This window comes from Mesorhizobium sp. M0060, from assembly GCF_040323155.1.
In the GTDB taxonomy this organism is placed as follows: domain Bacteria; phylum Pseudomonadota; class Alphaproteobacteria; order Rhizobiales; family Rhizobiaceae; genus Mesorhizobium.
This window is the reverse complement of the sequence record NZ_JAMYUP010000103.1, coordinates 1-11,321: the sequence shown is the minus strand read 5'-3', so window position 1 is coordinate 11,321 and position 11,321 is coordinate 1. Positions and strand designations below refer to the sequence as shown.

Here is an 11,321-nt window from a genome sequence, read left to right as displayed (position 1 = left end):
CCCGGATATGCGGTAGAGCCCGCGCTCGAGCGGGGCCAGAATTGGCGACAGGAATGTGCGCTCGCCGCTGAAAACGCGATGCATGTAGCCGCCGAGCGGCTTCGCCAGCAAAACGACGATCCCGCAATAGACGAGGATCTGCAGCCATCCGGTGATTGTCATGGGGTTGGCTCCTTGCCAGCGGAGATCAGAATCGTTCCGGGCGAACGAGGGCGTATGTCAGGTAAGCGAGAAGGAACAGGGTCACGGTGCCGCCGAGGATATAGTCGAAGAGCATGTTGCGATCCCTAACTTACAACTTGTCGCAAGCTTTGATGTAGCCGAAGCATAGAGCAAAGAACGAGATTCCAATACCGACAACAACGATGTCCATCGTGCATTTTCCTTATATTTAGTTTGTTCTTGTCAACTGGGACAATACTGTCCGAGCCCGTTCGCCTGATCATATCGGCGGCCGGATACATCGCTCTGGCGAATATGGATCAAAGTGCCATAAAGGTTCGAGACGGGACGCGGAGCAAAGAAATTAAAATCCCATAAGGATTTTACTGGCGCCGCCTCGGCGCTGGCCGCAGCTTCAGGAGGGAGGTGCGCACCGGCGCGCGAAGTTGCCGGGATTCAGTCTGCGCGGGTATAGATCACCGCGTAATGGTCCGCATAGGCCCGCTTCCAGCCCAGTTCGTCGAAGAACGGAATGCGGCTGTCGTCGGCGGTCAACAATGCCCAGCCTATCGCATATTTCTCGAGTTGGGCTTTCAGGATCGGCTTGCCCCGGCTGTGCCCCGTCTGCTCATCCGTTTCCGTAAAGCCATTCAGGAAAAGCTGATCCGCCCGGCCGTCGATATATGTCTTGATGCCATGGAAAATCAGCGTGCCGCCGAAATCATAGGAGTTCAGCAGATTGCCCGACAAATTGTGGCTTTCGGCGAATGCCAGCGCGTCCCTCGCCGAGGTCTTCTGGCTCGGCACGACCGGATAGGCCATGAAGGCCGCAGCCGCCAAAACCGGCAAAACGGCAATTCCAGCGCAAACTTTGGAAAAATGCCGCGCGAAAAATTGTTCGAGCCCGTCGCGCTTTTCCGCCGCCCATCTCGCGGCTGAAAATGCTGGATATTGTTGCGCGACCTCGACCGCAAGGACGACCGGGACAAGAAGAAAGAACAGGTACATGAACCGTATGTGGGTGAGATAGACGTGCAACGCGAAGACAAGGAACAGCGCCTTGGCCCAGCCAATGCGCAATCTCGACACGAGCAGCCCGAAAAAGGCCATCAGCAGAGCCACCTCTTGGAGGGTATGCCGCGAGGCGTCGAATGGCTGCCACTCCGTAATGTAAGGCACCGCCTCATTGCCATAGGCCACCGTAAATGTGGCGAGTATGGCCTTGATGCCATAGGGATTGAGCAGGCTGACCAGCGGGCAAAGCAGCCCGAAAGCGATCCACTTGGCCAGCAGCCGGGGGTTCGAGAAGCGCGTGCGCATGAGGAGATCGAGGCCGGCGAAGGCGGCGATGACGAAACCGAAGGTGAAGGTGGCATGGAGATTGGCCCACAGGCAAAGCAACGCCAGCAGCCATAGAGGCGGCGCTTTCTCGTTGCGCGCGGCTTCGAAAAGACCGGCGGTCCAGACGACGATGATGGGTAAGGTAAAGATGTGGGGTCGGGCGACATAGATTGGTCCGATCAAAAGCGCGAGAACCAGCGTCAGTCCTATCGCCAGCGTCGGCTTCAACCACGCGCTGAGATACCACGACATCAAGAAGACCGTCAGCGCGATCGCTGCGACCGCCAGCAGCACCACGCCGTTCCAGCCACCCGCCTTGTAGGCCAGCGCCAGCAGGACCTGACCAAGCCATTCTTTGGCGATCCATGGGTGGCCGGCAAAGGTGTAGGAGTAGGCATCGACGGTCGGGAATGTGCGGCTTGCCAGCAGATCCGTGCCGACCTTGATGTGCCACCAGCTGTCTGGGTCCTGCAGCAGCGAGGTGGCGAAGCCAAGGAGCGCGGCCGCTATCACGACCGCCGCCAACAGGCAAAACACCAGGCTTGCGCGTTGAGTGTCTTCTGTCGCCAGCCTTGCCTCAGGGAATGCCAGTGTTTCGCGCATTGCTGTTCCTGAGCTGCTGTAGCGTGAAAAGGTTCCAATCAAGGCATCATTCCGCCGAGCCCGTCCGTGGACGCTCAACGTACGGGCTTGACCGCATGCACGAAATACTGGGCGCCAAGGGGAAGACTGGTGAGGAAGCGCTCGAGCGGCCGCAATCTTGCAAGCAGGCGCGGGAAGAAGATGCGGTAGACGATATCGAGCCCGGAGAAGCCCGCAGCCGCTATTCGTTTGCGCATTTGCGTTGCGTCGATCAGCACGGCGTTCTCGTCGAAAGCACAGTTTCGCACCGCGTGCCTTGTCAGCGGGTTCCATGGATTGTGTTCGAACAGAAAAAACCTGCCGCCATTGGCCAGCACTCTCTCGATCTCCTTGAGCAAGGAGACATGGAGGTTCTCGGGGATGTGATGAAAGACGCAGGCGGCAAAGGCGACATCGAAACTGCCGTTCTCGTAAGGGATCGTCTCGCCGTCGAAATGCCGGAACTCGGCCTGGTCGGGAAAACGCCTGGCGGCGATGTCGAGCGAATCCTGCGAGGGATCGAGCAGGACAATTTCGCTATCGGGAAATGCCGCGCGCATCGGCCCCAGCGAATTTCCGACGCCGGCGCCAAAGTCAAGTATCCGTCGCGGCTTGGCACCGGATCGAGAGAGCACTGTGGCCACATCGTCGATCTTGTACCGCGCAAAGAAATCCGGCGTTTCGCCGCTCAGTCGGATGCTTGCCGCATGCTGCTCGTGATATTCGCGCGCGAACTGGTCAAACTCGGCCTGAAGCACGCGTGGCCCCCTTCGTTGGCTCCCGGGTCAGTCCCTGGGCCAACTCCTGCAGACGATGGACGGGCAACTTCTCGGCGGCGGGATCGTGGGCAGCAATCTCGTTTATCAGATAGAGAGGGCGCCGCTTGGTCTCCATATACATGCGCCCGAGATATTCGCCGAAGATACCGAGAACCAGAAGCTGGACGCTGCCGAGGATCAGGACGATTGCTGCCAGGCTCGTCCACCCCGGCAGGACGCTGCCGATGAACCATGAGAACAGCGTGTAGCCGAGCGCGACGAGACCGAGAATGCCGAAGATCATACCGAGATGCGAGGCAAATCGCAGCGGCACGATAGAGAAGCTGGTCATCGCATCCATGGCCAGAAGCACCATTTTTCTCAGCGAATAGTGCGTGGCGCCGGCGAAGCGCTGATGCCTTTCATAGGGAAAGGCCACCTGCTTCAATCCGATCCAACTCACCATGCCGCGAATGAAGCGGTAGCGTTCGGGCATGGCGTTGAGGTGATCGAGCGCGCGGCGGCTCATCAGGCGGAAATCGCCGGAATCAAGGGCCATGTCGACGTCGACCATCTTGCGCAGCAGACGATAGAACAAGGCGGCCGTGGCCAGCTTGAACCAGCCTTCTCCCTGGCGCTTCAGCCGCTGGCCGTAGACGACATCGAAACCCTCATCCATCCTTGCCATCATCGCTTCGAGCAATTCCGGCGGATCCTGGAGGTCGGCATCGAGGATGAGGATTCGCTGGCCGCGGCAGAATTCCAGCCCGGCGCTGAGCGCGATCTGGTGGCCATAATTGCGGGCAAGGTCGAGGCCGACAATGTGGCTATCCTGGTTGGCTAGCTCGAAAATGGCCTCTCGGGTGCCGTCGGTCGCCCCGTCGATGACCAGGACGATCTCGTAGGAAGCGCCAACCTGCTCGCGGCAAGCGGCGGTGACGCGCCGGTGCAACTCGGCGATACCGCCGATCTCGTTGTAGCAAGGCACGACGACGGACAGCGCAACCACGCGCCGCGCCGCGCTTTTCCCTGTTTGTGCCAATAACCCAGCTCCCGTCATCAAACGGGGAATAGGCCAAATTTGTTAGAAAACCGATAAGCTGCAGGATTACGGCCACAACCCTTGTGCCGCGCATCTAACCGGCTGGCGCGTTCGAGCGTCAAGTTGCGGGCGACGGGCGAAGACCTTCGGCGGCTCAGCCCTCGGCCTTGAAGTTCTTGGCTTCCTTCTCGACCTTCGGGCTGTCCTTGCCGTGCTTGCGTATCAGATCCTTCGCCTGCTTCGGCGAAACGTCGGTGGTCTCGGCCAGGTGCAGGGCTTCCTTGTCGTCCGGATCGCGCTTCTTCTTGTCGGCCATTGCGGCTTTCTTGTCAGCCATTACAACGCTCTTATGCTCTCGGCGATTTCGTTCAGCACCTTGCGGTCGGTGCCGTGGCGCTTGATCAGCGTGCGTGCCTGATGCGGGGTAATGCCCGCTTCCTCGGCGAAATGACGTACCTCATAGTCTTCGCCGCGAGCCGAGCGGTCGCGGCTGTCGGTCCTGGTTTTGTCATCGGCCATGGCAGCTCTCTCCTCATCTCCACGAGAGCATAACGGGCAAGATTTCCGGGAGTTCCTTCGTGTCGCCCAATAGCCTGCCCTTCGGCATGACCCGGCATGCGCGGCGGTTTCGGGACGACGACATGCTCAAGAGACGACACGTTCAAGACGAGGGCTTGGCGCCAGGCCGGACTTCGCGCACAAACAGGCTGGCTTCCTTGGCGGCAGCAGTGAATGCCCGTCGGGCGCTGCCAACCGCCCGCCGCTGCTCCATGGCGTCCATCATCGCTTGCAAGGCCGAGCGATATTTCGGCCCGCGCTTTTCGTCCGGCCACTTTTCGACCAATAGCGATGCGGCCTCGACCGCCCGCGTCACCGTCAGGATGCGTCCGTTCCGCCCAGTCTCTATTGTCACGGGAACGTCGAATTGTTCATCACGCATGGCACCATTCCACAACTCAAGCGAGATAAGTTTTGCGGACTGAACGGTGCAGCCTGGTATTCGTTCCTGATATCTAACGGGACCGATGGTCGAACACGACCCCCATGGTCCTACCAACGGCCGTCATGACGATAAGCTCGACCAGATCGTCATCGCTGTCGCAGCACGCCGGGGCCGTCCGGCGAACGACGTCCAGCATCGCCCTCGTCGATATGGTGTCGCCAGCGCCGAATCTTGAAAGCGCAGATGAAACAAGCTCTTGGGCCGTCAAGTCGGCGACAGTCACCCTCTGCACCACGTTCATTGGCTTCCTCCCGCCATGAACCCTCTCCCGGGAGAATGATACGCCGAACGTCGCGTTTCGCCAGCAAAATGGTGGTCCTACCAGCGCGCGGACGGCGACCGAAAATCGTCGGTTTTGCGTGAGGCAATCCGGGCGCGAGGCGGCAGCGCTTTTGTGCCATGCCACGTCGCCAAAGACCCATCCCGACGGCCGGGATGGGTCTCAATTTTACTTGGCAGCTTGATCTGCTCGGTTGCCGCCGAAGTCAGCACGGCAAGAGCGCGATCACGGTTGCGGGCAGGACTAGGCGGCCAGGTCGCTCGGAAGCTTGCCGCCATTCTCGGCCAGTTTTTTTATCAGTGCGTCATGCAGCCATAGATTCATTGTTACGGTCGAGAATGGAGGCGATGTCCGGGGCAGAGGACGGCGCGGACTGCGTGGCCGGAGCCGGAGTTGCAGCCGGGCCGGATCGTGTAGCCACCGTCGGCTGGGGGGCCGTGCTCGAAGCAGGCGCGGCGGAGGGTTGCGCCGGCGGTGCTTCGGCCGCAACCGCGCTTCCGAAAATCGCACCTTTGATACTGTCGAAAATGCCCATTGCTATCTCCTGTGTTGCCTTGACGGTCGGTGAGGCGACCGTTGCCGAATGCCGCATTGAGCGCCCTGGTTGTACCGGACCACGAACGCAACGCAGGGGCAACTCCAAACTGGCTAAAAGGTAAAGGCTTGGTTGCGTTGTGAAATCGGCCCGGCGATCCGAGCCGGGAATAGAGCGTGCCGGATCGCAGCCCGGGAATCGTTACGTGCAATGGGCGAGGGGAATGGTTGGCAGCGAGTTTTGCTGACGCAGACCAGAAAAATCATCTAGGTTTTGTGTTCGCAATCGCCGAGAGAGGAACGAAGCCATGACCGCAGTCGTCGCATCCGACAGGCTCGAACGTTCGCCGGTTTGGGCAGAGGACGACCCGTCGGTCAAATGGGCCGGCGCCTTCGCGGTTTACGGCGGGCACGGCACCACCCAGTCCTCGGTCATTGTCTACGAGATCGAGCCCGGCAAGCGGCTCGGATGGCACACCGACGCCACCGAGGAGACGCAATACATCATCGCCGGCACCGGCGAGCTGCACATGGAGGGCGGCACCACCCACCCGGTCGGGCCCGGCAGTGTCCTGGTGCTCCCGACGCCGATCCGGCACGACCTCGTCAATACCGGCACCGAAACCCTGCGCGCCGTCGCTTTCTTTGCGGCGGCAATGTTCACGCAGACCTTCGACGACGTCATGCTGCCGCCGAAGTCCCATGTCCTCGGCACGCCCAATCGTGCAGGCTGAATGCGGTGCCGGCAAGAACCATCAGGCCTGCGGATGGCGGCCTCGGAGCTGAGATGAGCGTGCGCGCGGCAGGCAAGCGGCTTGGCGTCGTTATACGTCTGCGTCGCAGGCGGACAGTCTGATGGCGCCCGTCAAGGTCGACCCCGCCAAGGTGCGCGAGTTCAGGGATGCCGGCAGCTTCAATGCCTGGCTGCGCGAGCACCACGACAGCGAGAATGAACTGTGGATCAAGATCCATAAGCTCGATTCGGGGCTGCCGTCGATCACGCCGAAGCAAGCCATCGACGTGGCGTTGTGCTGGGGCTGGATCGACGCGGTGCGCAAGGCGTTCGACGACAAAAGCTACCTGCAGCGTTACACCCCACGCGGCAAAAAGAGCACCTGGAGCCAGATCAATATCGACAATGTCGCCCGGCTGATCGAGGAGGGCCGGATGACCGAGCATGGGCTGAGGCAGCTCGAGGCAGCCAAAGCCGACGGCCGCTGGGCGCGGGCCTACAAAAGCGGCAAGGGCATGAAGATCCCCGACGATCTCCAGGCGGCAATAGACGCCGAGCCCAAGGCGAAAGAGATGCTGGCAAAGCTCAGCGAGCAAAACCGCTTCGCGCTCGCCTTCCGCACCCACAACATGAAGACCGAAGCCGGACGCAAGAAGAAGATCGCGGCGTTCGTGGAGATGCTGACGCGCGGTGAGACGATTTATCCGCAGCGCAGAAAGTGACATCTGACGAGGCGTGCCGGCGCTGCGTCTTGTGCTTGTCCCTGTCGGCGAGCCCCGATGCGGTCGGATCGCAGCTCAGGCCCACCGTCGATCCTGGCGATGTCGCAGACGATTGTTTTCGACGAGCGTCGCCTGGCATTTCGACACCATCTCTCATTCGTTTAGTCGATGCAGGAACAAAGCTCCGTCCCCACAGTCGGCATACGTATATTAGCAGGCGCTGTTATGAGGTTTTTGCCCATTCAGGAGCCGACTGGCACGTGGGCCGCGTTTGATACGACCGTGGACGTGCCTACGGACTTCGCTGGCAGTTGCCTTATCGGCTTGCCGCGGGCGCGGGCGGAGTGGCTCGCAGCAAGAGCCAATCGAGATGCGGCAAAAAGCACTTCGATTTGCCGGTCAGCTGCCGGGCCAGCACAAGCCGCGGTTCTTAGACTTAGACCGTTAGGAGAGATTTCGATGGTGCACGAAAAGGTAATGGCGGCTGCGTTGGCAGCCAGGAACCAGGAAGCGGACATTCGTGGTGTCTTCGACATCACCAACAAAACCGACGCGGCAATTGGCCCCCGCCGATTGGGTGAGGCTATCCACTTTGTCGCCAATGCACCTATCGTTGGCTACGATGTTCACGCCGCCGTCATTATGTACGGCCCACTCGGAACCCCCAGCCTCAGAGCAACAGATTGCGCACGGCTGTGGGAGAAGTTTGGCGAGGCCCGGCTGCAACAGTGACGGGGAGACCTTTGGGGCGTATGGGCACCACCATCGTGCAGGACACTTCCCTAGTGAGAACGACATGGAAGCCTGGCGGGTGATATTGCAATTAAATTAGCGTGAGCGCATATTTTTTGCCGGCCGGTCTCGCGAACCGGCCAGGCCCGGCGGCCGGCCGCCAATGGGTCGTCAGGCCAACAACAAATGGTTCCGCAGGCCCGACGGTCCCCTTGGCAAGATCACCGGGACCAAAGCATGATGCGGCGGCAAAACGGGTTTGGGAGAAATGACATGCCTAAAGTTTCGGAGCTCTTTTTCAAGACAGCCATCGTCTTTCTTATTCTGGGAATTGCAGCCGGCCTGCAGATGGCAATTTCAGGAGATCACGGGGCGTTTCCGGCTCACGCGCACATCAACCTGCTGGGATGGGTCACCAGTGCAATATTCGGTGGCTACTATGCCCTGAACCCGGCGAAGGCTGCCCGCAGGACGGCGATGATCCACTATGGCGTCTACAATCTTGGCCTGGTCGTGATGCTGCCGGCGCTTTACCTGATGCTGGAGGGAAATCCGGCGCTTGAGCCGATCGTCGCCACCGGTTCAATGATTGTCGCTGCCGCCGTGCTGATCTTTGCCTTCGTGGTTTTCTCCGGCGAAACGGCGCGCTCAGTCTCAGGAATACCCGCAGTTCCGCGCTAAACCGTCGCGATATTGCTGAGCCGACCAAAAGCCCGCGCCTCTGACGAAGAACGCGGGCCGATCGGTGATGCAGCCCGATCCGCAGTAGGAACCCGGAAGGGACCCACTGCTCAGCGGCAACTATCCGCTAGTGTCCCATTTGACGAAGATGCCGGGCGCGCGAATCTCAGCGGTCTAAGGGCAGCACCGGTCAACATGCGATACGAACGCACCTACTGGATAGTGCCGAAATTCCAGATGTTCAACGCCAAAAACGGAAGGATCGCGCATCCCCCGTTCGGAGGATGCCGTCGTGCCTCTGCCTTGGTAGGCCAATAGGTTTAGTGGCTCAGCGTTCATGCTAAGCGCCATCCTCTACGAACGAAATGGAGAGATATCATGCTCAAGGTCGCCTCGGCTCTGGCACTGCTGTTTATCGGGACAGCGCCCCTGTTGGCTGATGACATGCCAATGAACGCGGACAGTATCAAATGGGCCCCTGCTCCTGCTGTCATTCCTGCTGGCGCCGAGATAGCTGTTATTGCTGGAGACCCCTCGAAGGATGGGCCTTATGTGCTGCGGCTAAAGACGCCCGCCAGCTACAAAATTGCCGCACATAATCATCCCACCGCGGAATATATAACGGTGCTTTCCGGTAACTTTCATATCGGAATGGGCGACAAGCTCGACGAGGCGAAAGGCATCGAATTGACTGCTGGTGGCTTCGGCGTTGCGCCGGCCGGAATGAATCACTTCGCGTGGACGACAAGCGATACGATTATCCAGGTTCATGGCGACGGGCCGTTCGCGATCACCTACGTCAACCCGGCGGACGATCCGAGCAAAAAGTGACAGTTCGATACTTGGCCTTCAGCGTTCGAATGCCTCGCGAAAGCTTCAACCAAGGCCTAGACTCGAATCCGCGAGTGTGTTCTGCAAAGAGGAATATTATTCAATTATTTCAATTTAGTAGTGGCGGAGAGAGCGGGATTCGAACCCGCGTTACGGTTTCCCGTAAACACACTTTCCAGGCGTGCGCCTTCAACCACTCGGCCACCTCTCCATCCTTTAGCATTTTCGCCGCGGCCGGTTTCGCCGCGCGGGTTGGGGAGATGCATCTCCCTTGGGATTCCGGCCGGAATTCCGGCCGTGGGCGCCGTCAACCAGCGGATACCCTTCCCCGCCCCCGAGCCGTCAAAGCAACAGGTGCGGGGCTCATCTAGTCGATCCGGTGCCGAATGCCAAGACATAACGGCACTGTATTCGCTTTGCCAGATAGGGATGCCCTGGCCTACCGCCGGCTCGCCGTTCTCGAGGCAGCAGCAGTCGACCAATGTAGGCAGCAGGCTTGCAGTCGGCACGCGATCGGCGGCGGTGTCTTCGCCGTCCAGCGCGCGACCGGCTCCGGCACAAACAGGCGGCGCAGGTTCAACTTCGCGTGTCGCGATTGCGGACAGAGCGCGTAGATCCTATTTAACAGTCCGACACGACATTCTGATAAACTCCTGGGGAGGAAGGGTCTGGATGTTCCGCTTCGTCTTCCGTCTCGCCGCAATGATCGCGCTTTCGATTTCGGTCATCATGGCCGTGCTCGACGCGACCCGCTCGGTGGCGGCGTCGGCACTGGTGATGACCCCGCTCAACACCAGCTGGCTCGCCGTCTCGCCGGATACGCGCAGCGCCTTCGAAAGCTTCGTCCGCGACAAGGTCAACCCGCTGCTGTGGGACGGCGCCATCGCCTGGGTGCTCAACCAGCCCGGCTTCGCCGTGTTCGCGGCGCTGGCCTTCATTCTCTATGCGATCGGCTACAGGCGGCAGCGCCCCACCGGGCGGTTCGCCGCGACCTGACATTTCCAAGCGTTCCCGGACCGAGCATTGCCGGATCAGGGAAGGCTCAACTAAGAAGAAAAGGAAACCGCACATGTTTCTCAGCGACATGCTGAACAAGAAACTCAACCTGCCGAAGCCATCCGAGGCGCTGCCCGGCCGCGACCGGCCGATCCCCACGGCGTCGAAGCACTTTGTCTCGAACAGGCCGCTCAAGGGTCCCTATCCCGAAGGGCTGGAGACGGCGATGTTCGGGCTGGGCTGCTTCTGGGGCGCCGAGCGCCTGTTCTGGCAGATCGAGGGCGTCTGGGTCACAGCGGCCGGCTATGCCGGCGGCGTCACGCCCAACCCGACCTATCAGGAAACCTGCACGGGCCTGACCGGCCATGCCGAAGTCGTGCTTGTGGTCTACGATCCGAAGATCGTGTCCTATGCCGAGCTTTTGAAGCTGTTCTGGGAAAGCCACGACCCGACGCAAGGCATGCGCCAGGGCAATGATGTCGGCACCACCTACCGCTCGGCGATCTACACGTTCAATGACGCGCAATACCAGGCGGCGATCGCCTCGCGCGATGCTTACGAGGCCTCGCTGCGCGGTGCCGGCCGCAGCAAGATCACCACCGAGATCGCGCCGGCGCCGGAATTCTACTTCGCAGAGGAGGACCACCAGCAATATCTGGCCAAGAACCCCTACGGCTATTGCGGCCTGCAGGGAACCGGCGTCACCTGCGCCATCCCGGCCGCCGTCTCCGCCTGATTTTATGCCCCTGACGCAAGGAACATGCTGTGGGGGGGGCCGGGGGGGCCCCCCCCGGGGCAAAAAAGAAAAAAAAAACAGGAGTTTTTTTTTGGTGGGGGGCGGCGTGGGCGGCGCGGGGGGGGCGCCCACCCCGCCGGCCCCGAGGG

The 11,321-nt window shown here is 60.5% G+C and carries 16 protein-coding genes and 1 tRNA gene; 7 read left to right on the top strand and 10 right to left on the bottom strand.

All coding sequences use genetic code 11. The annotated features are described in order from the left end of the window. The 9 genes from NKJ94_RS35945 to NKJ94_RS35905 form a co-directional block, all read right to left on the bottom strand. Positions 1 to 162: potassium-transporting ATPase subunit KdpA (locus tag NKJ94_RS35945; protein ID WP_352532362.1), on the bottom strand; the 162-nt coding region annotated here is incomplete at its 3' end. A 25-nt stretch (positions 163 to 187) separates the two neighbouring features. Beyond that, entirely contained in the window at positions 188 to 277 is a 90-nt protein-coding gene (locus tag NKJ94_RS35940) for a K(+)-transporting ATPase subunit F (RefSeq protein WP_352532360.1), read from the bottom strand. Positions 278 to 618: 341 nt separating this feature from the next. Further along, positions 619 to 2,106, bottom strand: coding sequence for a hypothetical protein (locus tag NKJ94_RS35935; protein ID WP_352532358.1), 1,488 nt, complete (start codon positions 2,104 to 2,106; stop codon positions 619 to 621). A gap of 74 nt (positions 2,107 to 2,180) precedes the next feature. Next, the gene (locus NKJ94_RS35930) at positions 2,181 to 2,882 is read right to left on the bottom strand and encodes a class I SAM-dependent methyltransferase (RefSeq protein ID WP_352532356.1); all 702 of its coding nucleotides are present in this window, start codon (positions 2,880 to 2,882) and stop codon (positions 2,181 to 2,183) included. Continuing rightward, complete coding sequence (locus NKJ94_RS35925) at positions 2,863 to 3,942, bottom strand: glycosyltransferase family 2 protein (RefSeq protein WP_352532354.1); 1,080 nt, start codon at positions 3,940 to 3,942, stop codon at positions 2,863 to 2,865. Before NKJ94_RS35925 ends, NKJ94_RS35930 begins: the two co-directional genes overlap by 20 nt. 136 nt (positions 3,943 to 4,078) lie before the next feature. Then, positions 4,079 to 4,261, bottom strand: a complete 183-nt coding sequence (locus NKJ94_RS35920) for a hypothetical protein (RefSeq protein WP_352532352.1) — start codon at positions 4,259 to 4,261, stop codon at positions 4,079 to 4,081. Then, complete coding sequence (locus tag NKJ94_RS35915) at positions 4,261 to 4,443, bottom strand: DUF3606 domain-containing protein (protein ID WP_352532350.1); 183 nt, start codon at positions 4,441 to 4,443, stop codon at positions 4,261 to 4,263. Before NKJ94_RS35915 ends, NKJ94_RS35920 begins: the two co-directional genes overlap by 1 nt. 142 nt (positions 4,444 to 4,585) lie before the next feature. Beyond that, entirely contained in the window at positions 4,586 to 4,864 is a 279-nt protein-coding gene (locus NKJ94_RS35910) for a DUF982 domain-containing protein (RefSeq protein ID WP_352532348.1), read from the bottom strand. 73 nt (positions 4,865 to 4,937) lie between these two features. Continuing rightward, the gene (locus NKJ94_RS35905) at positions 4,938 to 5,168 is read right to left on the bottom strand and encodes a hypothetical protein (protein WP_352532346.1); all 231 of its coding nucleotides are present in this window, start codon (positions 5,166 to 5,168) and stop codon (positions 4,938 to 4,940) included. Positions 5,169 to 6,049: 881 nt separating this feature from the next. On the opposite strand from NKJ94_RS35905, the gene NKJ94_RS35895 reads away from it, so the two are divergent. The 5 genes from NKJ94_RS35895 (at position 6,050) to NKJ94_RS35875 (ending at position 9,440) form a co-directional block, all read left to right on the top strand. Beyond that, positions 6,050 to 6,475, top strand: coding sequence for a cupin domain-containing protein (locus tag NKJ94_RS35895; RefSeq protein ID WP_352532344.1), 426 nt, complete (start codon positions 6,050 to 6,052; stop codon positions 6,473 to 6,475). Between the two features lie 121 nt (positions 6,476 to 6,596). Beyond that, entirely contained in the window at positions 6,597 to 7,196 is a 600-nt protein-coding gene (locus NKJ94_RS35890) for a YdeI/OmpD-associated family protein (protein WP_352532342.1), read from the top strand. 459 nt (positions 7,197 to 7,655) lie between these two features. Then, positions 7,656 to 7,928, top strand: coding sequence for a hypothetical protein (locus tag NKJ94_RS35885; RefSeq protein ID WP_352532340.1), 273 nt, complete (start codon positions 7,656 to 7,658; stop codon positions 7,926 to 7,928). Between the two features lie 273 nt (positions 7,929 to 8,201). After that, entirely contained in the window at positions 8,202 to 8,609 is a 408-nt protein-coding gene (locus NKJ94_RS35880) for a hypothetical protein (protein ID WP_352532338.1), read from the top strand. Between the two features lie 378 nt (positions 8,610 to 8,987). Beyond that, a complete protein-coding gene (locus NKJ94_RS35875) occupies positions 8,988 to 9,440 on the top strand; it encodes a cupin domain-containing protein (protein ID WP_352532337.1) in 453 nt (150 codons plus the stop codon). 121 nt (positions 9,441 to 9,561) lie between these two features. On the opposite strand, the gene NKJ94_RS35870 is transcribed toward NKJ94_RS35875, so the two are convergent. Further along, positions 9,562 to 9,651: transfer RNA gene (locus tag NKJ94_RS35870), tRNA-Ser, on the bottom strand. A 461-nt stretch (positions 9,652 to 10,112) separates the two neighbouring features. Between NKJ94_RS35870 and NKJ94_RS35865 the strand changes: the two genes are divergently transcribed. Beyond that, positions 10,113 to 10,436 (top strand): hypothetical protein, encoded by a 324-nt coding sequence (locus NKJ94_RS35865; RefSeq protein ID WP_352532335.1) that lies wholly within the window; start codon positions 10,113 to 10,115, stop codon positions 10,434 to 10,436. A gap of 73 nt (positions 10,437 to 10,509) precedes the next feature. Then, a complete protein-coding gene (gene msrA / locus NKJ94_RS35860) occupies positions 10,510 to 11,172 on the top strand; it encodes a peptide-methionine (S)-S-oxide reductase MsrA (protein ID WP_352532334.1) in 663 nt (220 codons plus the stop codon). Positions 11,173 to 11,321 lie beyond the last annotated feature (149 nt).

Bases quoted from the DNA above. Each gene is read 5' to 3' on its own strand.
- NKJ94_RS35940 (WP_352532360.1), bottom strand. From the start codon at position 277: ATGCTCTTCGACTATATCCTCGGCGGCACCGTGACCCTGTTCCTTCTC.
- NKJ94_RS35935 (WP_352532358.1), bottom strand. From the start codon at position 2,106: ATGCGCGAAACACTGGCATTCCCTGAGGCAAGGCTGGCGACAGAAGAC.
- NKJ94_RS35925 (WP_352532354.1), bottom strand. From the start codon at position 3,942: ATGACGGGAGCTGGGTTATTGGCACAAACAGGGAAAAGCGCGGCGCGG.
- NKJ94_RS35920 (WP_352532352.1), bottom strand. From the start codon at position 4,261: ATGGCTGACAAGAAAGCCGCAATGGCCGACAAGAAGAAGCGCGATCCG.
- NKJ94_RS35915 (WP_352532350.1), bottom strand. From the start codon at position 4,443: ATGGCCGATGACAAAACCAGGACCGACAGCCGCGACCGCTCGGCTCGC.
- NKJ94_RS35910 (WP_352532348.1), bottom strand. From the start codon at position 4,864: ATGCGTGATGAACAATTCGACGTTCCCGTGACAATAGAGACTGGGCGG.
- NKJ94_RS35905 (WP_352532346.1), bottom strand. From the start codon at position 5,168: ATGAACGTGGTGCAGAGGGTGACTGTCGCCGACTTGACGGCCCAAGAG.
- NKJ94_RS35895 (WP_352532344.1), top strand. From the start codon at position 6,050: ATGACCGCAGTCGTCGCATCCGACAGGCTCGAACGTTCGCCGGTTTGG.
- NKJ94_RS35890 (WP_352532342.1), top strand. From the start codon at position 6,597: ATGGCGCCCGTCAAGGTCGACCCCGCCAAGGTGCGCGAGTTCAGGGAT.
- NKJ94_RS35885 (WP_352532340.1), top strand. From the start codon at position 7,656: ATGGTGCACGAAAAGGTAATGGCGGCTGCGTTGGCAGCCAGGAACCAG.
- NKJ94_RS35880 (WP_352532338.1), top strand. From the start codon at position 8,202: ATGCCTAAAGTTTCGGAGCTCTTTTTCAAGACAGCCATCGTCTTTCTT.
- NKJ94_RS35875 (WP_352532337.1), top strand. From the start codon at position 8,988: ATGCTCAAGGTCGCCTCGGCTCTGGCACTGCTGTTTATCGGGACAGCG.
- NKJ94_RS35865 (WP_352532335.1), top strand. From the start codon at position 10,113: ATGTTCCGCTTCGTCTTCCGTCTCGCCGCAATGATCGCGCTTTCGATT.
- msrA (WP_352532334.1), top strand. From the start codon at position 10,510: ATGTTTCTCAGCGACATGCTGAACAAGAAACTCAACCTGCCGAAGCCA.